We start from the raw sequence: 19,851 nt of genomic DNA, 5'->3' as shown, positions 1-19,851 counted from the left end.
GGTGGAGGTCGGCTTCACCGCCTGGATCACGCCGCCGGCCTATACCCGTCTCGCTCCCATCTATCTCGGCGGTCAGGGCCTTGCCCCGGGCGAGCGGCTGCGGGTGACCGCGGGCGCGACGGTGATGGCCCGGCTCTATGGCGTCGGCAGCGGCGCCATTGCCTTCGGCCAGACCATCGCCCCGCTCGATGCCGTGGAGGATGGCACTTTCGCCGGCGAAGTGCCGGTGCAACCGGCGGATCGCCTCGCCCTCGTCGGCGGCGGCAGCGAAATGGCGGCCTGGCCGCTCGAGGTGGTGGCCGATGCGCCGCCTGTCGTCGCCTTCACCGCGCCGCCCGCGGCGACCGAACAGAAGTCCCTGCGCATCGCCTTCGCCGCCGTCGACGATTACGGCGTCCAGTCGGTCAATCTGCAGCTTCGCCTGGCCGGCGTCGGCGAGCCGCTGGTCATTCCGCTGGGCGGCGCCACCGGCCGGCCGGAAGCCCGGGGCACCGCCTTTCGCGACCTGACCGCCAGCCCCTGGGCCGGGCTCGATGTGACCGCCGTCCTCGTGGCGAGCGATGCCCTCGGCCAGGTCGGGGAATCCGATCCCGTCACCCTGGCCCTGCCCGAGCGGGCGTTCCGCCACCCGGTGGCGCGGGCGATCGTCGCCGCGCGCAAGCAACTGGTCGCCCATCCGGCCGACCGGCGTAAGGTCGCCGAGGTTCTGGCCGGCATCGCCGACGATGTCGGCGCCTATGACGAGCGGAAGGCGGTCTATCTCGGCCTCGGCATGGCGGTTCTGAAACTCCTCCGTCACCGCGACGGCACTCAGGACATGGAGGTCGTCGAGCTTCTCTGGGCGATCGCCCTCGATCTTGATTCGGGCCGGGTCGGCGGGGCGCAGGCGCAATTGCGCGCGGCGCAGGATGCGCTGGAACAGGCGCTCGATTCAGGCGCCTCCGATGCCGAGATCGCCCGCCTGATGGCGGAAATGCGCGCCGCCATGGACGAATATCTGCGCGCCCTGACCGAGGAAGCGATGCGGAACGGCCTCGATGCCGGCGACTTGCGCGACGCGCCGGACGGTCAGGCGATCACGGGCGACGATATCCAGCGGATGCTGGACGAGGCGCAGCGCGCGGCCGAAACCGGCTCGCGCGAGGCGGCGCGCCAGATGTTGTCGCAACTGCGCGAAATGCTGGAAAACCTGCAGGCCATGCCCTCGCGGCCGGGCGATGCCGCCGCCGGCAAGGCCCTGAGCGAAAGCATGGAGCAGATGGGCGGAATGCTGCGCGAGCAGAGCCGGCTGCGCGACCAGTCCTTCGCCGAACAGCAGCGCCGGGACGGCGACGCCGGAATGCCCGGCGAGCAGGGCCAGCCCCGCCCGGGCGACCAGGGCCGGCCCCAGGCGGGCCAGGGTCAGCCAGGCCAGGGCAAGCCGGGCCAGAACGGGCAGGGGGGCGGCCAGGGCGGTGGCCTGTCCGATCTCGCCCGGTCGCAGGAAGCCTTGCGCCGTCAGCTGGGCGATGTCCTCGGCCGTCTCGGCGAGGCCGGTCTGCCGCTGCCCGATGCCCTGACCCGGGCCGACCGGGCGATGGATGCCGCCCGCTCCGCCCTTGCCGGCAATGATCCCGCCGCTGCTGCTGCGGCCCAGGGAGAGGCGCTCGATGCCCTGCGCGAGGGTTTGCAGGCCATGGGCGAACAGATGGCGCGGCAATTGGGCGTCTCGCGCGGGCAGGGCGCCGCGGGCGACAAGCCGGGCGGGGAGCGCGATCCCCTCGGCCGGCCGCGTCCGGGGCAGAACTTCGGCAATGGCGAGGATGTCCGCGTGCCGACCGAAGCGGAGGCCAAACGCGTGCGCGAAATCCTCGAGGAATTGCAGCGCCGCTCGGGCGACCGCACGCGCAGCGAGGAAGAGCTGGACTACATCCGCCGCCTGATCGAGCGTTTCTGATCCTTCCGCCATTGAGGCTGGACAGGGGCGCCGCCCGGTCGCACGCTGTCCACCTGTTGCGACAGGCTGACGCAGTCAGGCGACGGGGATGAACGGCACCACAAGATGTGCCGGCACGGGAGGAATCGGGATGATGAACTTGCCGTATATCAATCGGCGCGGGCTTCTGGCTGCCGGGGTCGGCCTGCTGGCTTACGGCGCCCGGGGTATCTCGCGGGCGCGGGCCGAGACTTTCGTCAATGTCCTGTCCGGCGGCACCTCCGGCGCCTATTACCCGATCGGCGTCGCGCTGGCCGGCGCGATCGAGAAGACCGTGGCCGGCACCAAGACCAGCGTGCAGGCGACCAAGGCTTCGGTCGAGAACCTGAACCTCCTGCAGAAGGGCCAGGGCGAGATCGGATTCACCCTCGCCGATGCCGCCAGCGCCGCCGTCGCCGGCAACGAGGAGGCGGGCTTCAAGGTGAAGCTCGATCGCTTGCGCCTGATCGCCGCCATCTATTCCAACTTCGTCCAGATCGTCGCCAACGCCGAAAGCGGCATCAAGACCCTGGCCGACCTGAAGGGTAAGCGCATCTCGGTCGGCGCGCCCAAATCCGGCACCGAATTGAACGCCCGCGCCATCCTGAAGGCCGCCGGCCTGACTTATGACGATTTCGCCAAGGTGGAATATCTGCCCTTCGGCGAATCGGTCGATCTGATGAAGAACCGCCAGATCGATGTCACCCTGCAGTCGGCGGGGCTCGGCGTCGGCTCGATCAAGGACCTGGCGGCCTCGATCCCGATCATCGTCGTGCCGGTCCCCGCCGAGACCGTCGCGGCCGTTGGCGATGCCGCCTATCAGACGGGCGAAATTCCCGCCGGCACCTATTCGGGCCAGGAGGCCGCCGTGCCCACGGCGACGATCCGCAACCTTCTGGTCAGCCACGAGGGGGTTTCGGATGATCTCGCCCATGGCATGACCAAGGCGCTGTTCGACAATCTCGATGCCCTCGTGGCAGCCCATGCCGCGGCCAAGGGGATCAAGCTGGATGCCGGGGCGGCCATGGGACCCGTGCCGCTGCATCCCGGGGCCCTTCGCTTCTACAAGGAAAAGGGCCTGGCGTGACGGCGGCTTCCGTCGTCGACCGCGAGGCACCGGCCCACGCCCGGCTGGAGGGCCGGGCGGCGCTGATCGTCGCCGTCGTCGGCACGCTGTTTTCCCTGTTCCAGATCTGGACGGCGGCGCTCAGCCCGCTGTCCAGCCTGGCCGTCCGTTCGATCCATGTCGGCTTCCTGCTGGCGATGACCTTCATGCTGTTCGGGCTGCGACCGGGGCAGGGGGTTCGGCGTGTTCCCGTGTGGGACTGGGGCCTGGCCGGGCTCGGCTTTTTGCTCGGGCTCTATCATGTCGTCTTCGAGCATGACCTGATCCTGCGCGCGGGCGAGCCCGAGGTGATGGATATCGTGGTCGGCTGCGCCACCATTCTCCTCGTCTTCGAGGCGGCGCGGCGCATCATGGGCCTGGCCCTGCCGATCCTTTGCGGCGTGTTCATTCCCTATGCCCTGCTGGGGCCGCATCTGCCCTTCGGCCTCGCGCATCGGGGCTTCACCTTCGAACAGGTGGTGGACCAGCTTTTTCTTGGCACCGAGGGGATCTACGGCACGCCGACCTTCGTCTCGGCGACCTATATCTTCCTTTTCGTGCTGTTCGGGGCCTTTCTCGAACATGCCGGCATGGTGAAACTGTTCAACGATGTGGCCCTCGGCCTCGTCGGGCGGGCGAAGGGCGGGCCGGCCAAGGTCGCGGTGATCTCGTCGGGCCTGATGGGCACCATCAATGGCTCGGGCGTCGCCAATGTCCTGACCACGGGCCAGTTCACCATTCCGCTGATGACCCGTTTCGGCTATCGCCCGGCCTTCGCCGGCGCGGTCGAGGCCACGGCGTCCATGGGCGGGCAGATCATGCCGCCGGTGATGGGCGCCGTCGCCTTCATCATGGCCGAAACCCTGGGCGTCGCCTATGCCGAGATCGCCCGGGCGGCGATCATCCCCGCCATTCTCTATTACGCCTCCGTGTTCTGGATGGTGCATCTCGAAGCCGGGCGCCGCGACCTGAAAGGTCTTACGGCCGAGGAGTGTCCCAGCGCGCTGCAGGCGCTGCGCCGGGGCTGGTATCTGCTGCTGCCGCTGGCCGCGCTCGTCACCTTGCTGTTCTCGGGCTATACGCCGCTTTTCGCCGGGGTCATCGGCCTCTTCGCCACGGTGTGTCTGATCCTCGGTCAATCGGTGGCCCGCGATGCCCTCGGTACCGCGGTCCAGCGTTTCGTGTTCTGGATCGTGCTCGGGCTCCTCGCCGGCGGCGCGATCGAAGGCGGCATGTCGCCGGTGACCGTGGCCGGCATCGCCATGCTGGTGCTGGCGACCGCCGCCGCCTTCTTCCGGGGCGGGCGCGCGGCGCTGCGCCTCATCCTGTCCAGCCTTTCCGATGGCGCGGGCAATGCGCTGGGGGTCGGTGTCGCCTGCGCCCTCGTCGGCGTGCTGATCGGCGTCACCACCCTGACCGGCATCGCCTCCAGCCTCGCCGGCAGTATCGTCGCCCTGGCCGATGGCAATCTCATGCTGGCCCTGGTGCTGACCATGGTCGCCTGCCTCGTGCTCGGCACCGGGCTGCCGACCATTCCCAATTACATCATCACCTCGTCGATCGCGGCGCCCGCCCTGATGCACATGGGGGTGCCGCCCATCGCGTCGCATATGTTCTGCTTCTATTTCGGCATCATGGCGGATCTGACGCCGCCCGTTGCCCTGGCCGCCCTCGCCGCCTCGTCGATCGCGCGGGCCGGTCACATGGAAATCGGCTGGATCGCGACGAGGATCGCCCTGGCCGGCTATGTCGTGCCCTTCATGGCGGTCTATGACACGGCGCTGATCGGGCAGAGCGACGATCCGCTGGCCATCGCCTATGCCATGCTGCGGGCGCTGGTCGCCATCGGCCTGTGGGGCGCGGTCGCGATCCGCTGGGGCCTGACGCTTGTGCCTCTGTGGCAGATGCCGGTCGCGGTCGGCGGGGCCATCGGCCTCGTGCTGTCGACGCCCCTGTCGGACGAGATCGGCTTCGCCCTCGCCGCCGTCTTCGTGCTGCTGCAGATGCTGGAGCGGCGGCGGGCAGGGGCGTGAGCGCCGGCCTCTGCCTGCTGCTCGCCGGCCACATTCTGGCGGCGCGGCTGGAGGTGGATCGCTTTACCCTGGCCTGGGTCCACTCGGTCGAGAAGATCGAATGGCAGGAGGACTGGGTGGTGACCCCAGGCGGCCTCGATCTGATCGAAGCCCGCGTCGCCGGCTCGGGCGCGGGGATGGAAGTGCCGGCGGATGCAAGGCGGATCGATGGTGGCTGGGCCTATCGCCCCGGTCTGCCGCGACAGAGGGAAGTGCATCTCGCCCGGTCGGGCGTCGTGCCGGACTACCGCCTGTGCGTCGGGGGAAGCTGTTCGCCGCTTGGCCGTCTTGCCGGCGGCATCGCCGATGACGTCGGCGTGACCCTGGCGTCCTGCGCGCCCTGATGTCAGCGCGCCAGCGCCGCCTCGACCGCCGCCAGCAGGTCGGACAGCGAGAAGGGCTTCAGCACGAGGCCGGCGACGAGACCCTGGAAATCCTCCGCCCGTTCGTATTCGGCGGCATAGCCGGTCATCAGCACGATGGGCAGGTCCGGTTGTTCGTCGGCAAGGGCGAGGGCGAGGGCAAGCCCGTCCATCACCGGCATCCGGATGTCCGACAGCAGGAGATCGAAACGCTGTGAACCCGCCATCTGCAGAGCGGCGCCACCATCGCCCGCGAGGCTGACCTGATGGCCCGCCCCGGTCAGGGCGCGCAGGATGAACTGCGCGACCGCGGCCTCATCCTCGGCGACAAGGATGCGGGCCATCGCCGGGCCTCAGTCTTCGACGACGCCGATGAACGGCAGTTCGCGGAAGCAGTTGGCGACATCCATGCCGTAACCGACGACGAAGCGCTCGGGGCATTCGAAGCCGACGAAATCGGCCTGAAGATTGTTCTCGCGCCGCTTCGGCTTGTCGAGGAGCACGCAGAGCTGAACCTCGGCGCCGCGCGCCGACATCAGATCCTTGGCGAAGGACAGGGTGCGGCCCGATTCCAGGATATCGTCGACGATCAGCAGCTTCTTGCCGCGCACGATGATCGAGATGTCGCGCTGGACCGTGACCTGGCCGGAACTCGTCGTGCGGTCGCCATAGGACGACAGGATGACGAAATCCACCTCGACCTCGGCGCCCTCCAGATGAAGCGCGCGCAGAAGATCGGCGGCGAACATGAAGCTGCCCTTCAGCACCGGCACGACGGCGAATTCGAGGCCCATCACGGCGACGATTTCCTTGGCCAGTTCACGGGTCCGTACATCGATCGTGTCGGCGTCGAACAATACGCGCACTGCCTTGCCCTGGGGCACGGGCCTCGTCATGGGGATTCTCCAAAGGTGACGGCGATTCGGGTCGCCTCGGTGGGCGGCGCGGCGAAGCGCACCTTGTAGTGGGCCTCGCCGCCGGCGGGCAGAAGATTGGGCTCGGGCGTGGCCATTTCACGGCGCAGGATGCGGCCCTGGTCGTCGAGCAGGCTGACCCAGAGCGGCGGCACCGGCCGTTCCGAATCGATGGTCGAACGAACCGTGCCGTTCACGGTCAGGATTTCGGCGCCGCCCTCGTTCGAGCGTTCGGTGGTCGGATTGGCCAGCGCGAGGCCATAGGCGGCGACCGGCAGGCCGACGAGTTCATAGAGCTTGCCCGATGGCGGCCAGGCTTCGACCACCTGGTCGCGGAAGGCGACCGCGGAACCAAGGCCGCCAGCGAGGACGACGAAGAACAACAGCCAGCCCAGCGCCGCGCCACGCCGTGGATGGGTCAGCGGCGGACCGGGCAGGTTGCGGCTCGGCCCGCCCACGCTCGATCCGCCGCCGCCCGCCGCGCGGGTCGGCTCGATCAGATCGACGGTATGGGGCATGTCGTCCGGCGGTTGCTGGAACCAGAGGTGACCGCAGCGGGCACAGCGCACCTCCCGCCCGGCCGGGCTGAGGGCAGCCGGGGGCAGCAGGTAACGGGTGCTGCAGGATGGGCAGGTGATGATCATGCGCGATCGACTTGAAGAAGCGGATACCGGCGTTTATAGGCGACCCCGTGCCCTGCTGCCAGCCCTAGCGAGCAGCCCGGGCGACGGACCGGAGCTGAAACAGGATCGGGCCTTCCGGGCGCGCTGTCGAGGGGGTTGGCCTCGTGGGTCGCTTCGTGCCATGGTGCCGACTCCAGCAGCAGGCAGCAGGTATGGTTCGGTTCGACAATGTCGGGATGCGCTATGGCATCGGCCATGAAGTATTGCGCGACGTCTCCTTCGAGCTGCCCCGTGGGTCGCTGACCTATCTGACCGGGGCCAGCGGTGCGGGCAAATCCTCGCTGCTTCGCCTGATGTATCTCGCCCATCGGCCGTCGCGCGGCCTGATCGAGATTTTCGGCAAGGATCTCACCCGCCTGCCGCGTCAGGCCCTGCCTGAACTCCGCCGCCAGATCGGCGTCGTCTTCCAGGATTTCCGGTTGATCGATCACCTCTCGGTCTTCGACAATGTCGCGCTGCCCCTGCGCCTCGCCGAGGCGCCGAAGGCCGAGGTGAAGGCCCATGTCGACGAACTCCTCAGCTGGGTCGGCCTCGCCGACAAGGTGCGGGCGACCCCGGCCGAGCTGTCGGGCGGCGAACAACAGCGGGTGGCGATCGCCCGCGCGGTCATCGCCCGGCCCCGCCTGCTTCTCGCCGACGAGCCGACCGGCAGCGTCGATCCCGACATGGGCGACCGTTTGATGCATCTGTTTCTCGAGTTGAACCGCATCGGCACCACGATCCTGATCGCCACCCATGACGTCGCCATGATGGAACGCCACCGTGCACCGGTGCTGCGCCTGGTGCGCGGCGAACTGGCGGTCAGCCGGCCCGGCGGCCCGGTCTGAGGGGGCGGGGAGACATGTTGGGACGTCTCGATCTTCTGCCCCGGGGGGCGCTGTCCACCCGCCTTGTTCCGGCGATCATCGCCGTCATGGTGCTGCTGCTGACCCTCGCCGCCACGGGCGCGATCGGCATCGACCGGTCGCTGGCCAGTTTCCAGTCCGAACTCGCCGGCCGTTACACGGTCGAACTGCCGACCGCCGAGGCCGGCGCCGTCGACGACGAGACGGTGGCCAAGGTGGTCGATCTTCTGGCCGAGACCCCGGGCGTCATCGCCGCCGAGGTCGTGCCGATGCCGACCATGCAGCGCCTGCTCGAGCCCTGGCTCGGCCGGGATGCCGCGGTGGGCGACCTGCCGCTGCCGGTGCTGATCGATATCGCCTCCACCCCTGGCGCGGTGCTGGATGCGCCGGCGCTGGCCGCGCGCCTCAACGCGCTCGTGAAGGGCGCCCGGGTGGAGGCGGCGATCGACAGCATGGAGGAGATCGCCGAGGTCGCGGGCGCGATCGAACTCGCGGCCTATGCCATCGTCGGCCTCGTGGCCTTCTGTCTGGTCGCGGTCGTCGTTTTCGCCACGCGCTCGGGCCTCGATGCCCAGCACGGCATCATCGAGATCGCGCATCAGCTGGGCGCCCGAGGGGCGACGATCGCCCGGGAATTCCAGCTGCATTTCCTGGCCCTCGGCGCCGTGGGCGGGGCCATCGGGGTGGTGCTGGCCGGGATCGTCATCTATGGCCTCGCCCTCTTCGCCGGCTCGCTCGATTCGCCGTTCCTGCCCTCGCTCGACGATTTTCTCGGCGGCCTGCTGCCCCTGCTGGCGATCCCGCCCGCCGTCGCCGTGCTGACGACGGCGACGGCCGGGCTGACGGTCTCGCGCGCCCTGCGCCGCATGGTCTAGGCATGGCGCGGCTGGTCGTCATCGAGCGCGACGGGGTGCTGGTGGAAGCCGTCTCCCCGGCGATCCGCCATCCCGGCGAGATGCGCCTGCTGCCCGGCGCGGGGGAGGCGATCGCCCGCCTGAACCGGGCCGGCATCCTGGTCGCCGTCATCACCCGCCAGCCCCTGCTGGGACGGGGGCCGCTGGACGAGGCCATGCTGCATCGCCTGCATGATCACCTGCGCGATCTTCTGGCCCCCACCGGGGCCAGGCTCGACCACATCGGCCATGTCGACGGCGGCAATGGCCGCGATCCCGCCGCGCTGCCCGCGATCCGCGAGCTGCTGCGGCGAATGCGGGTGCCAGCTGACGAGGCGGTGCTGATCGGTCATTGCCTTGATGACCTGCAGGCCGCCTCGGCGGCCGGCATCGCCCGTATCCTCGTTCGCGGCGGCCGGGGCAGGGCCACTCAAGGGGCCGGGATCCCCGCGCAGGTGATGCCGCTGCGCATCGCGGATGATATCGTCGGGGCCGTGGACCGGCTTCTGGGTGTCGAGGGGGGCGAGGGAAGGGCGTGATGCGCAGCCTGCGTCTTCTCCTGCTGATCGCGGCGTTCCTGCTGGGAGCCTATGGCTGGTTCCTCGGCCGGATTCCGACCAGCATCGCCGAGCCCCAGCGCCAAACGGATGGCATCGTCGTGCTGACCGGCGGCGCGCTCCGTCTCGACGAAGCCGCCGTCCTGCTGGCCGATGGCCGGGCGCGGCGCCTGCTGATTTCCGGCGTTTCCATCGATTCGAAGCCCGAGGACATCCGCGAGCGCCTGCCGGCGATCGGCGACGAGCTGTTCCGCTGCTGCGTCGATCTCGGCTATCAGGCGCGCAACACGATCGGCAATGCCGGCGAAGCGGCCGCCTGGGCGCGGGCCAACGGCATGAAGACCCTGCGCATCGTCACCGCCGCCTATCACATGCCGCGTACCCTCGCCGAATTGCGCCGGGTCCTGCCGGGGGTGGAATTCGTGCCCCATCCGGTCTTTCCCGAGCGGGTCTTCGACAGCGGCACCCTGCCGCCGGTGACCGCCCCTCTCGAATTCGCCAAATATGTCCTCGCCCTGTTCCGCCTGCGCGTCGCCGACATGGATGCCGGGGCCGAAACCGGGGTGGCGGACATTCCCCCCCCATCCGAGGCCGTCGCCCGGCCGGAGTCCGTTCCATGATCCTGCTCTGGCTGCGCTCTGCGGTGTTCAACCTGTTCTTCTACGTCTGGACCGCCCTGATGACGGTGGTTCTGCTGCCGATGTTGCTGGTGCCCCGTCAGCTCGGCATTCGGGCGGCGCGGGTCTGGATCTTCGGCATCAACCTTGGCCTGCGGCTGATCTGCGGTGTCAGGGTCGAGGTCCGTGGCCGCGAGCGAATTCCCGAGGGGCCGGTGCTGATCGCCGCCAAGCACCAGTCGGCCTGGGACACGATCGAGTTGCTGGCGATCTGCGGAATGCCGTCGGTCGTGCTGAAACGCGAGCTGACCTGGATCCCGCTGTATGGCCAGTACGTCACGGCCATGGGCGGCATTCCGATCGACCGTTCGGCCGGGGCCAAGGCCCTGAAGGACATGGTGCGCCAGGCGAAGCAGACCGTCGCCACGGGCCGCTCCGTGCTGATCTTCCCGCAGGGCACGAGGGTCGCGCCCGGGCAGAAGATCCCCTATCAGCCGGGGGTCGCCGCGCTCTACAGCCAGCTTGGCCTGCCGTGCGTCCCGGTCGCGCTCAATTCCGGCCTGTTCTGGCCGCGGCGCAAGTTCCTGCGCCCGCCGGGCACGATCACCGTCGAGTTCCTCACGCCGATCCCGCCGGGGCTGCGCCGGGAGCCGTTCATGACCACCCTCGAGGCCCGGGTCGAGGCCGCTTCCGATGCGCTTGTCGCGCTTGCCCGCAGTGCGTCCGGCCCCTAGATATGGGGTGCCATACGAATCGGGAACATTCGTCGCGATCCCCAGCACTGGTTGTGGATAACTTGGCGGACGCGACGTGTAGATTCCGGGGATAAGTTCGATTCCCCAATGCGATCAGCATCTTGTGCTGGCGAACATTGTGGAAACGAACAGGGAACGGCCGGCTTGACCAGGAACGGTTGGGCTGTCACCGTCTCTCCTTTCAGCACAGCATTCAGAATCTTCGAGGACCGAAACCATGGTGTCGATCGCGCCGATTAGCCAGCAGATCTGGGACATGAAATACCGCCTGAAGGCTGTGGACGGCACGCCCCTCGATGCGACCATCGAGGACAGCTGGCTGCGTGTCGCCAAGGCCCTGGCCGTGGTCGAGACGCCGGAGGAGCGGACCCATTGGGAAGGCGAGTTCCTGTCGGCGCTGCGCGATTTCCGCTACATGCCGGCGGGCCGTATCATGGCCGGCGCGGGCACGGACCGGCGCGTGACCCTGTTCAACTGCTTCGTCATGGGCACGATCCCCGACAGCATGTCGGGCATTTTCGAGCAACTGCGCGAGGCGGCCCTGACCATGCAGCAGGGTGGCGGCATCGGTTACGATTTCTCGACCCTGCGGCCCAAGGGCGCGCCCGTGAAGGGCGTCGGCGCCGACGCTTCCGGCCCGCTGCCCTTCATGGATGTCTGGGACAGCATGTGCCGTACCATCATGTCGGCGGGCTCGCGCCGGGGCGCCATGATGGCGACCATGCGCTGCGACCACCCGGATATCGAAGCCTTCATCGCGGCCAAGCGCGATCCGGGCCGCCTGCGCATGTTCAACCTCTCGGTCCTCGTCACCGATCCCTTCATGAAGGCGGTCGAGGAGGATGCGCCCTGGGACCTCGTGTTCGACGGCGTCGTCTACAAGACCGTGCAGGCCCGCGACCTGTGGGACACGATCATGCAGGCGACCTATGCCTATGCCGAACCGGGCGTGATCTTCATCGACCGCATCAACCGGCTGAATAACCTCTGGTATGCGGAAACCATCAGCGCGACCAATCCTTGCGGCGAACAGCCCCTGCCGCCTTATGGCGCCTGCCTGCTCGGCTCGGTCAATCTCGCCCGCTTCGTGCAAAAGCCTTTCGAGGAAGACGCCAGCCTCGACATGGTGGAACTCGACCGGGTGGTGCGCCTCGCCATCCGCATGATGGACAATGTGGTCGATGCCTCGAATTTCCCGCTGCCCGAACAGCTCGAGGAAGCGAAGGCCAAGCGTCGTATCGGCCTTGGCGTCACCGGTCTCGCCGATGCCCTGATCATGTGCCGGGCGCGTTACGGCGGGCCGCTGGCGCTGCGCCTGATCGCCGGCTGGATGCATGCGATCCAGCGCGCGGCCTATCTCGCCTCCGTCGATCTCGCGAGGGAGAAGGGCGCCTTCCCGCTGTTCGACGCCGAGAAATACCTGGCCGGCGAATCGATCCGGGGCCTCGACGCCGACGTGCAGGCGGCGATCCGCGAGCATGGCATCCGCAATGCCCTGCTCACCTCGATCGCGCCGACGGGGACCATCTCGCTCTTCGCCGACAATGTCTCGTCGGGGCTGGAGCCGGTGTTTTCCTTCGCCTATACCCGCAAGGTGCTGATGCCCGACGGCACCCGCAAGGAAGAGGACGTCACCGATTACGCCTACCGCCTGTGGCGCCGCCTGAAGGGCGATGCGCCGCTGCCCGATTATTTCGTCGATGCCCAGGTGCTAACCCCGCCCGACCATGTGCGGGTGCAGGCCGTCGTGCAGAAATATGTCGACAGCTCGATTTCCAAGACCATCAACTGCCCCGAGGATATTTCCTTCGAGGCGTTCAAGGACGTCTATCTGATGGCCTGGGCGGAAGGGTGCAAGGGCTGCACCACCTATCGCCCGAACGACATCACCGGCTCCGTCCTCTCGATCGAGCCGAAGAAGGAGGCGAAGCCCCAGGCCGAGCCCGAACTGCCGCTGGAAAGCGCGGCGTCCCATGCCCGGTCCGAGGATGTCTTCGAGGCGGGCGGCGTCGTCTACATGACGAAGCCGCTCGACCGGCCGGAAGTCCTGCCGGGCAAGACCTACAAGGTGCGCTGGCCGGAATCGGAACACGCGCTCTACATCACGGTGAACGATGTCGTGCAGGACGGGCGTCGCCGCCCGTTCGAGGTCTTCATCAACTCGAAGAACATGGAGCATTACGCCTGGACCGTGGCGCTGACGCGCATGATCTCGGCCGTGTTCCGCCGCGGCGGGGATGTCGCCTTCGTGGTCGAGGAATTGAAGGCCGTGTTCGATCCTCGCGGCGGTCACTGGATGCAGGGGCGTTACGTCCCCTCGCTTCTCGCCGCCATCGGCGAGGTGATCGAGCAGCACATGATCGACATCGGCTTCATCCGCAAGGACGAGGTCGAGGTGCCGGAGAAATTCCGCCGCGCCGCCGAGGCCAGCCCGCCGTCGGGCAATCTGAAGGGGATGCGCGGCTGCCCGCGCTGCGGCCAGCCCAGCCTCGTTCGCCAGGAAGGCTGCGACGCTTGCTTCTCCTGCGGCTATTCCAAGTGCGGCTGACGCCTCACTTGGTTTCCAGCGTGTAACGGCCGTCCCAGTCGGCCGGGGGCGGGGTGTCGCGGTAGCGCTCCGCCCGCTCGCGGTAGAGGGCGGAGACCGGATCGGCGGCGGCCAGTTCGGCGAAACCCGCCGCCGCCGCCGCGAAATCCCGGTCGTGATAGAGCGCGAGCGCGGCGCGGAAACGCTCGATCAGGTCTTTCCTCTCGGCGCCGATTTCCGCCGCGCGCCCGACCAGCTCGAAGATCGGCACCGGCCTGGTCTTGCCCTTGACCACCAGCTGGTCGATGGCGCGCAGCAGGAATTCCGGCCCCAGCTTCGCGGCCGTGGGGCCGGAAACGATGACATGGGTGCCGTAGTGGTTATTCGCCCCCTCGAGGCGGGAGGCGAGATTCACCACGTCGCCGGTCACGGTGTAATTCAGCCGGGTGCGCGAGCCCATGTTGCCGACCACGGCCTCGCCACTGGCGATGCCGATGCGGGTGCCGAGCGGTTTCAGCCCGAACACCGGCACGACGACCTCGGCATTGAAGCGGTCGAGGGCTTGTCGCGCGTCGAGCGCCGCTTCCGCCGCCAGCCGTTCGGCTTCGTCCTGATTGAGGGGCGCGCCCCAGACCGCCATGACCGCATCACCGATATATTTGTCGACATAGCCTTCGCGGGCTTCGATCGCCTCGGTGAGCACGGTCAGATACTGGTTCACCACTTCGACGAAGCGCTCGGGATCGGCGGCCAGACGCTCGCTCAGGGACGTGAAGCCGACCATGTCCGAGAAGAAGATCGTGACCTGCCGCCGCTCCCCGCCGAGGCGCAGCGCCCCCGCGTCCTCCGCCAGGCGGTCGACCAGGGCCGGGGCGAGGTAATGGCGGAAGGCGTGCTGGATGCGGCGCCGGCCGCCGTCCTCGATCACGAAGCGATAGGCATAGAGCCCGGCGAAGAGGACGATGGCGCCCCCGGCGAGGGGCAGCACCGGCACCACGACGCCCCCGGCCAGCGCGACGACCGCGCCGAGAAACAGCAGGGCGACGGCGACGAACCCGGTCAGGGCCCCCAGCGCCGGCTTCAGCACGAAGAAGCCGAGGCCCAGCAGCAGGAACCAGGCAAAACCGACCGCGGCCTCGACCGGCGCGGGCAGGGGCAGCAGCCAGGCGCCCTTGGTGATCGTGTTGATCGCCGCGGCATGGATCAGCACCCCGGGCATGGACGAGCGGCTGCCGAGCGGGCGGAAGCGCTCGGGATCGGCGGCGATCCGGCAGCGGGGCGGATCGCGGCTGTCGTCGCCCTCGGTCAAGGCCAGGCGCTTGGCGCTGCGGAAACGGTCCTCGATGTCCAGAGTTTCGCCGATCAACACGATCTTGCCGGCGAAGGCGCGGGCGAGATAATCGCCGTCGCCCGCCTCGACGCAGGCATGGATGTCGCCGAGACTATAGGTCGGGACATCGCCCGGCCCGGTGTTGAAATTGATCAGGAAATCCCCGGTCGGCACGGGAAAGCCGGCCCGCGCCGCCAATTCCGTGCCGAAGGAGGTGACGCTGCCGCCGCCCTCCAGCGGATAGCGCGCGATATAGGCACGCACCACGTCGTCATCGTCAAAGGCGAGGTTGAGCAGGCGGATATTGTCGTCGCCCCGCGCCGCCAGCCGCTGGGCGGCATGGGGGCGCAGCACCTCGCGCGACAGTTTCGCCTCGCCCAGCACCAGCTTGCCGGCATCGGCCGCCTTGCGAAGGGCAATCAGGAACGGCCGGTCGCGGCCCTGCAACAGGTCGGGCCGGTCGAGGGTGACGGGGAAGACCACGTCGAAGCCGATGGCCCTGGCGCCGCCGGCGAGGGCGGCGTCGATGACGCGGGCGAGTTGCGGTGTCCAGGCCACCTTGGGCGTCTGGTCGAAGGGGGGGACGTGATAGGTCTGCTCGTCGATGGCGACGAGGACGACGTCGGAGGTTTCGGGCGGGAACAGCGGCCCGAACAGGGCATGGCGCAGGGGCAGGGCGAAATCGATGCCGGCCCGGGCGAGGAAGCCCAGCGGACCCGACATGATCGCCAGGGTCAGTAGGGCCGCCAGCACGATGGACAGGCCCGCCCGCCGCAGCCAGGGGCGGGGCGGGCGGGCCGTCCGGTCAGGGTTTGGCAACCGGCACCAGTCGATTGGCCAATGTATCGGGCAGGCTCAGGCTCGGGTCGATCGAGAAGCGCGCGACACCGATGATCGCCCCGCCGGAGCGGACTTCGACCCGGTAAGGCACATTGGCGGTGAGGCGGGGCGCCGAGGCCGGATATTCGACATGGCCATTCTCGCCCTGGCCCGACCACACGAGTTCGGCCGGCACGCGGCCGATGTTGAAGACGCGAACCTCGCCGGTGCCGCCCGCCAGCCAGCTGAACGCGGGCACCGAGGAGCGGATGACCCGGTCCTGGATCGCGTCGGCGAGGCCGTCGAGGCCGGTGCCGCGCACCGCGACCGCCCCCGCCTCGGTGGCATTGGCGGCGACCTGGGCCGAGGCATTGGCGCAGCCGGTGGCGATGCTGGGCGTCACCGTGCCGCCGATGGTCGTGGCGCCGGCAGCCGCGAAGCTGACCTGACCGCCGATGATCGTCTCGCTCCGGCAACCTTCGAGGTAGGACACCACCAGCTTGCCGTCAGCGCCGAGATCGATCGTCTGGCCGGCGTAGATGAAATCCATGAAGCCGACGCCGGCGTTCGGGGTCGAGACATCCTCGACCACGGCGATCGCGTTGGTGCCGAGATGCGCCAGCGGCGCCTGGGCGCGGGCGATCTGCGCCGCGGCGCCGAACAGCGCGAGGGCGGCGGCCGTTCCGGCCAGGACGGTGAAAGCCCCGCCGTAGCTCCGCCCCGACATCCCGTTGAACTCGTTCATGACTGCCTTCCATCAAAGAATGGCGCCCGCCTCGCGGCTGCGGCGACAAGAAGGACCATAGGACAGCCGCCGGTGCAGGGCAGTGATGGTAGTCACCTATTGGCCGGAAGCAAGGCCGGTCAGGCGGGGATCATAGCCGGGGACATCCGTCGGCGCCTCGCCGGTGAAGGCGGCGAATGTGTCGCGAATCACCGCCTCGTCGAGGTCGCGGGTGATGAAGACGATGCGGCTGCGCCGGTCGTCGCTCGGCCAGGCGGGCAGTTCCACCGCCGGATGGAACAGATGCTGCACGCCATGGATCGCCACGGGCCGCTCGTGCCCGACCAGATTCACGATGCCCTTGATGCGCAGCAGGTTGGGGCCGCGAAACGAGGTCAGCACATTCAGCCAGGATTCGAAGGCGAAGGGCTCCAGCGGCTTGTCGATCACGAAGCAGAAGGCCCGGATGCGGTCGTCGTGGCGGTTCGGATCCTGGTGGTGATGGCCGTGATCGTGATCGTGGCCATGGTGGTGATCGTGATCGTGATGGCCGTAGGCTTCCGCCTTCAGCCATTTGCCGACGTCGGCGCTCTTGCTCGCCGGATCGAACAGGCCGACGTCGAGGATCAGGGCGGGGTCGATCGCACCCTGCAGCACCAGGATGCGGGGCGCCGCCGGGTTCAGCCGCTCCAGCCGGGCCTCCAGCGCGGCGAGATGGGCGGCATCGACGAGATCGCTCTTGGTCAGCAGCAGGCGGTCGGCCATGGCGGCCTGTTTCACCGCTTCCTCGTGGCTGTTCAGCGTATCGTCGCCGCAGGCGGCATCGATGGTGGCGACGACACCGTCGAGCCGATAGCGCGCGGCGACCAGCGGATCGGCCATCAGCGTGTGGATGATCGGCGCCGGATCGGCAAGGCCGGTGGTCTCGATCACCACGCGCTCGAATTCCGGCACCTCGCCCCGCACGCGCTGCAGGAACAGCCGGCGCAGGGCCTCGATCAGATCGCCCTTCACGGTGCAGCACAGGCAGCCGGATTTCAGCAGGACCATGTCGTCGCGCGCGCTGGCGACCAATTCGTGGTCGAGGCCGATCGCGCCGAATTCATTGATGATCACGGCGGTCTGCGCCATGCCGGGGTGGCGCAGCAATCCGTTGAGCACGGTCGTCTTGCCGCTGCCGAGAAAGCCGGTGAGCAGGGTGACGGGAATGCCGGTATCGGCCGGCGCGGGCGGGGACTGGGTCATGAGAATGTTATAATATCACATTCCCGGTGCCGCAAGCCGCCCGGCACCGGGAATGGTTTCAGCTTCGGCGCGATCAGCCGAGGCGGGTCTGGATCCGCTCGACCAGCAGGGGCCAGCGACGCAGCGAGATGAAATGGGCGACGATCGCGGTCATGAAGCCGCGCTTGGTCCAGTCCAGCACCACATCGTCCGGCAGGGCGCGGAACTTTTCCTCGTTCACCACCTGGAAGCCGCCCATCGTATAGGCGCGGCCCTTGCGGTCCTTCAGCTCGACATTGCGGGGCACCAGCAGGTCGTGCTGGGCCAGGATCTCGGTGAAGGCGCGGGTCGCGATCAGCTGCTTCTGGTAGGCTTCGCAGAAGGCGAGGGACGCCTTGGCGAATTCCGTCGGCTCGCCGTTCTCGAACAGAAGCTGACCCTCGCTGCCGCCTTCGACCACATTGGCCGCGGCGCGGTCGATGCACAGGGTCAGGCGGTCCTGCTCGGGCAGCTCGAGGAAGATGAAGGGGTAGCGCCGGACATAGGCCGGGACGGGAAAGCCCGGCAGCCAGCGGCTCTTGAGGTCGAGAAACAGGTTCTCGTTATCGCGCAGGCCAACGATGGCGACCGCGGCGGGCGAGGGCCCTTGCGTGAAGACGATCGGATAGGCCCCGGCGCAGTCGAGGAATTCCTCGGCGACCAGCGGCACGGAATTGGCCTTGGCGGCGAATTTCAGGTTCTCGGGCGGCTTCACGCGCAAATGGGCATGAGGCGCCGCGTTCAGCACTTCGGGCTTGCTGTAGAACAGGGGCAGGGCGGCGGCCGGCGCCGGCTGGGTCTGTTGGCTCACGGTTCTTCTCTGACGGTTGCTTCGATCTGCCCGCTTCGGACGGCGTCACTATAGGCAGGCGGCGATGACGGGCGAAGGTCAATCTTCACCGAGAGCGGGATGTCTTTTCGCGAGATCGCGCCTGATCAGGGCGAGATTGCGGGTATTGGCCCGGAACAGCACATCGGCATAGTCGCCAATGATCGGGACAAGGCCGATGGCGAAGTCGAGACCGATGTTGCCGGCCATGCGCAGCACCGTGCCCCGCCGGGCGCCGAGGCGGGCGCCCTCGACCACGATGCCGGCCGAAATCAGCGCAGAGGCGAGGTCGCCGGCCCCGGGCACGAGGCCGATCAGGGCATCGATCCCGACCGGCACCCGCACGATGGGCAGGCGCCAGCGTGTCTCCAGGAGACGCGCCAGCCGCTCCAGCCGCCGCAAGCGGCGGCGGATGGCGTCGGGATCAGGGCTCGCCACGCTCTTCACCCTTCGCCGGCGAGCCGATGACCCAGCCGCGCGGCAGGGCGGCGGTCTCGCCCTCGGGTACTTTACGCAGCAGGGACAGGCCGATCGAGCCGAAGACCAGGACCGCCGTCGCGATCAGGGCATATTCGGTCGGGATCGTCTTGGCGCCGAACCAGCCGTTCACCAGCATCTTCACGCCGACCAGCACGAGGACGAGCGAGAGCGCGTATTTCAGCAGGTGGAAGCGGTGGACGACACCCGCCAGCGCGAAATAAAGCGCGCGCAGGCCGAGGATGGCGAAGACATTGGCGGTAAAGACGATGAAGGCATCCTGCGAGACCGCCAGCACCGCCGGAATCGAATCGACGGCGAACACGAGGTCCGACGCCTCGACGACGACGAGGGTGAGGAACAGCGGCGTCGCGTAGAGGAGGCCACCCCGCCGGACGAAGAAATGCGCGCCATCGAAATCCTCGGTCACGCGGAAACGCCGCTTGATGAAGTTGATGATGCGGTTGTTCTCCATGTCCGGCTCGGCGTCGGCGGCCAGCAGCATCTTCACGCCGGTGATCACCAGGAAGGCGCCGAAGACATAGATCAGCCAATGGAAATTGGCGATCAGCTCGACCCCGGCGAAAATCAGCACGGCCCGCATGACGAGCGCGCCGAGAATGCCCCACAACAGCACCCGGTGCTGGAGTTCGGCCGGCACGGCGAAATGGCTGAAGATCAGCACGAAGACGAAGATATTGTCGATCGACAGGCTTTTCTCGATCAGGAAACCGGTCAGGAAGGCCCAGCCGTCCGTATCACCCCGGAAATAGAACACGCCCACGGCGAAGATCATCGCCAGCCCGATGTAGAACAGGCTGGACAGCAGCGCTTCCGAGACTTTCACGGCGCGCGGCTTCTTGTGCACGACCCCGAGATCGAGCGCGATCAGAACAAGTACGAAAAGGGCGAAGCCCGCCCAAGCCCAAACAGAAGTTGCCACGTGGCCCCCCGGCGGCGGGAGCGGCCGGCACGCCTTTCCCCCCTGATGTGACGACAAGGTTCCGACATCGAAGCGCGCAATGCCGACGCATCTTCCAGAGGGGCCCGGAACCTGTTGCAGCGCACATAATGCCGCCCGGCGGCCATGCAAGGGGGGCGCGGCAAAATTTCATCGCCATTGCG

Annotated in this window: 19 protein-coding genes; 10 read left to right on the top strand and 9 right to left on the bottom strand. The window is 68.2% G+C overall.

The features are described from left to right. The 4 genes from WAZ62_RS17480 to WAZ62_RS17465 form a co-directional block, all read left to right on the top strand. Positions 1-1,936, top strand: a 1,936-nt coding sequence (locus WAZ62_RS17480) for a DUF4175 domain-containing protein (protein WP_422644820.1), incomplete at its 5' end; no start/stop codon positions are given. Between the two features lie 130 nt (positions 1,937-2,066). After that, positions 2,067-3,041: a TAXI family TRAP transporter solute-binding subunit gene (locus WAZ62_RS17475; protein ID WP_422644819.1), complete on the top strand. Its 975-nt coding sequence runs from the start codon at positions 2,067-2,069 to the stop codon at positions 3,039-3,041. Continuing rightward, positions 3,038-5,092, top strand: a complete 2,055-nt coding sequence (locus tag WAZ62_RS17470; protein ID WP_422644818.1) for a TRAP transporter permease — start codon at positions 3,038-3,040, stop codon at positions 5,090-5,092. Before WAZ62_RS17475 ends, WAZ62_RS17470 begins: the two co-directional genes overlap by 4 nt. Next, entirely contained in the window at positions 5,089-5,475 is a 387-nt protein-coding gene (locus WAZ62_RS17465; RefSeq protein ID WP_422644817.1) for a DUF1850 domain-containing protein, read from the top strand. The genes WAZ62_RS17470 and WAZ62_RS17465 overlap by 4 nt, the downstream gene beginning before the upstream one ends. A gap of 2 nt (positions 5,476-5,477) precedes the next feature. On the opposite strand, the gene WAZ62_RS17460 is transcribed toward WAZ62_RS17465, so the two are convergent. From WAZ62_RS17460 to WAZ62_RS17450, 3 genes are read right to left on the bottom strand one after another with little or no spacing between them, the layout of a single operon-like run. After that, positions 5,478-5,837, bottom strand: a complete 360-nt coding sequence (locus WAZ62_RS17460; protein WP_422644816.1) for a response regulator — start codon at positions 5,835-5,837, stop codon at positions 5,478-5,480. A gap of 9 nt (positions 5,838-5,846) precedes the next feature. Beyond that, entirely contained in the window at positions 5,847-6,389 is a 543-nt protein-coding gene (gene hpt / locus WAZ62_RS17455; RefSeq protein WP_422644815.1) for a hypoxanthine phosphoribosyltransferase, read from the bottom strand. Next, positions 6,386-7,051: a DUF3426 domain-containing protein gene (locus WAZ62_RS17450; RefSeq protein WP_422644814.1), complete on the bottom strand. Its 666-nt coding sequence runs from the start codon at positions 7,049-7,051 to the stop codon at positions 6,386-6,388. The genes hpt and WAZ62_RS17450 overlap by 4 nt, the downstream gene beginning before the upstream one ends. Before the next feature lie 191 nt (positions 7,052-7,242). Here WAZ62_RS17450 and ftsE point away from each other — a divergent pair, with 191 nt between their 5' ends. From ftsE to WAZ62_RS17420, 6 genes are all read left to right on the top strand, one after another. Beyond that, a complete protein-coding gene (gene ftsE / locus WAZ62_RS17445; RefSeq protein WP_422644813.1) occupies positions 7,243-7,917 on the top strand; it encodes a cell division ATP-binding protein FtsE in 675 nt (224 codons plus the stop codon). Between the two features lie 14 nt (positions 7,918-7,931). Continuing rightward, complete coding sequence (locus tag WAZ62_RS17440; protein ID WP_422644812.1) at positions 7,932-8,810, top strand: cell division protein FtsX; 879 nt, start codon at positions 7,932-7,934, stop codon at positions 8,808-8,810. A 2-nt stretch (positions 8,811-8,812) separates the two neighbouring features. Beyond that, on the top strand, positions 8,813-9,367 hold the full coding sequence (locus tag WAZ62_RS17435; protein WP_422644811.1) for an HAD-IIIA family hydrolase: 555 nt from the start codon (positions 8,813-8,815) through the stop codon (positions 9,365-9,367). Further along, complete coding sequence (locus WAZ62_RS17430) at positions 9,367-10,005, top strand: YdcF family protein (RefSeq protein ID WP_422644810.1); 639 nt, start codon at positions 9,367-9,369, stop codon at positions 10,003-10,005. The genes WAZ62_RS17435 and WAZ62_RS17430 overlap by 1 nt, the downstream gene beginning before the upstream one ends. Continuing rightward, entirely contained in the window at positions 10,002-10,736 is a 735-nt protein-coding gene (locus tag WAZ62_RS17425; RefSeq protein ID WP_422644809.1) for a lysophospholipid acyltransferase family protein, read from the top strand. The genes WAZ62_RS17430 and WAZ62_RS17425 overlap by 4 nt, the downstream gene beginning before the upstream one ends. 238 nt (positions 10,737-10,974) lie before the next feature. Beyond that, positions 10,975-13,305, top strand: coding sequence for an adenosylcobalamin-dependent ribonucleoside-diphosphate reductase (locus WAZ62_RS17420; protein ID WP_422644808.1), 2,331 nt, complete (start codon positions 10,975-10,977; stop codon positions 13,303-13,305). Between the two features lie 4 nt (positions 13,306-13,309). On the opposite strand, the gene WAZ62_RS17415 is transcribed toward WAZ62_RS17420, so the two are convergent. The 6 genes from WAZ62_RS17415 to WAZ62_RS17390 all read right to left on the bottom strand — a co-directional run bounded on the left by WAZ62_RS17415 (position 13,310) and on the right by WAZ62_RS17390 (position 19,669). Next, the gene (locus WAZ62_RS17415) at positions 13,310-15,367 is read right to left on the bottom strand and encodes a CHASE2 domain-containing protein (protein ID WP_422644807.1); all 2,058 of its coding nucleotides are present in this window, start codon (positions 15,365-15,367) and stop codon (positions 13,310-13,312) included. Between the two features lie 52 nt (positions 15,368-15,419). Continuing rightward, on the bottom strand, positions 15,420-16,178 hold the full coding sequence (locus WAZ62_RS17410; protein WP_422644806.1) for a hypothetical protein: 759 nt from the start codon (positions 16,176-16,178) through the stop codon (positions 15,420-15,422). A gap of 96 nt (positions 16,179-16,274) precedes the next feature. Continuing rightward, positions 16,275-17,402 carry a CobW family GTP-binding protein gene (locus WAZ62_RS17405; RefSeq protein WP_422644805.1) on the bottom strand — a complete coding sequence of 376 codons (1,128 nt, stop codon included), beginning with the start codon at positions 17,400-17,402 and terminating at the stop codon, positions 16,275-16,277. A 73-nt stretch (positions 17,403-17,475) separates the two neighbouring features. Then, a complete protein-coding gene (locus WAZ62_RS17400; protein ID WP_422644804.1) occupies positions 17,476-18,231 on the bottom strand; it encodes a SapC family protein in 756 nt (251 codons plus the stop codon). Between the two features lie 78 nt (positions 18,232-18,309). Continuing rightward, positions 18,310-18,687, bottom strand: coding sequence for a DUF4112 domain-containing protein (locus tag WAZ62_RS17395; RefSeq protein ID WP_422644803.1), 378 nt, complete (start codon positions 18,685-18,687; stop codon positions 18,310-18,312). Continuing rightward, positions 18,674-19,669: a TerC family protein gene (locus WAZ62_RS17390; protein ID WP_422644802.1), complete on the bottom strand. Its 996-nt coding sequence runs from the start codon at positions 19,667-19,669 to the stop codon at positions 18,674-18,676. The genes WAZ62_RS17395 and WAZ62_RS17390 overlap by 14 nt, the downstream gene beginning before the upstream one ends. Between the last annotated feature and the right edge of the window lie 182 nt (positions 19,670-19,851).

The sequence above is a fragment of the Zavarzinia sp. genome (assembly GCF_049306435.1).
GTDB lineage: Bacteria > Pseudomonadota > Alphaproteobacteria > Zavarziniales > Zavarziniaceae > Zavarzinia.
Note: the sequence above shows the minus strand (reverse complement) of the source record. Positions and strands in the feature narration are given on the sequence as shown.

Coding starts and splice junctions, on each gene's coding strand:
- WAZ62_RS17475 (WP_422644819.1), top strand. CDS start 2,067: ATGATGAACTTGCCGTATATCAATCGGCGCGGGCTTCTGGCTGCCGGG.
- WAZ62_RS17460 (WP_422644816.1), bottom strand. CDS start 5,837: ATGGCCCGCATCCTTGTCGCCGAGGATGAGGCCGCGGTCGCGCAGTTC.
- hpt (WP_422644815.1), bottom strand. CDS start 6,389: ATGACGAGGCCCGTGCCCCAGGGCAAGGCAGTGCGCGTATTGTTCGAC.
- WAZ62_RS17450 (WP_422644814.1), bottom strand. CDS start 7,051: ATGATCATCACCTGCCCATCCTGCAGCACCCGTTACCTGCTGCCCCCG.
- ftsE (WP_422644813.1), top strand. CDS start 7,243: ATGGTTCGGTTCGACAATGTCGGGATGCGCTATGGCATCGGCCATGAA.
- WAZ62_RS17440 (WP_422644812.1), top strand. CDS start 7,932: ATGTTGGGACGTCTCGATCTTCTGCCCCGGGGGGCGCTGTCCACCCGC.
- WAZ62_RS17435 (WP_422644811.1), top strand. CDS start 8,813: ATGGCGCGGCTGGTCGTCATCGAGCGCGACGGGGTGCTGGTGGAAGCC.
- WAZ62_RS17430 (WP_422644810.1), top strand. CDS start 9,367: ATGCGCAGCCTGCGTCTTCTCCTGCTGATCGCGGCGTTCCTGCTGGGA.
- WAZ62_RS17425 (WP_422644809.1), top strand. CDS start 10,002: ATGATCCTGCTCTGGCTGCGCTCTGCGGTGTTCAACCTGTTCTTCTAC.
- WAZ62_RS17420 (WP_422644808.1), top strand. CDS start 10,975: ATGGTGTCGATCGCGCCGATTAGCCAGCAGATCTGGGACATGAAATAC.
- WAZ62_RS17410 (WP_422644806.1), bottom strand. CDS start 16,178: ATGAACGAGTTCAACGGGATGTCGGGGCGGAGCTACGGCGGGGCTTTC.
- WAZ62_RS17405 (WP_422644805.1), bottom strand. CDS start 17,402: ATGACCCAGTCCCCGCCCGCGCCGGCCGATACCGGCATTCCCGTCACC.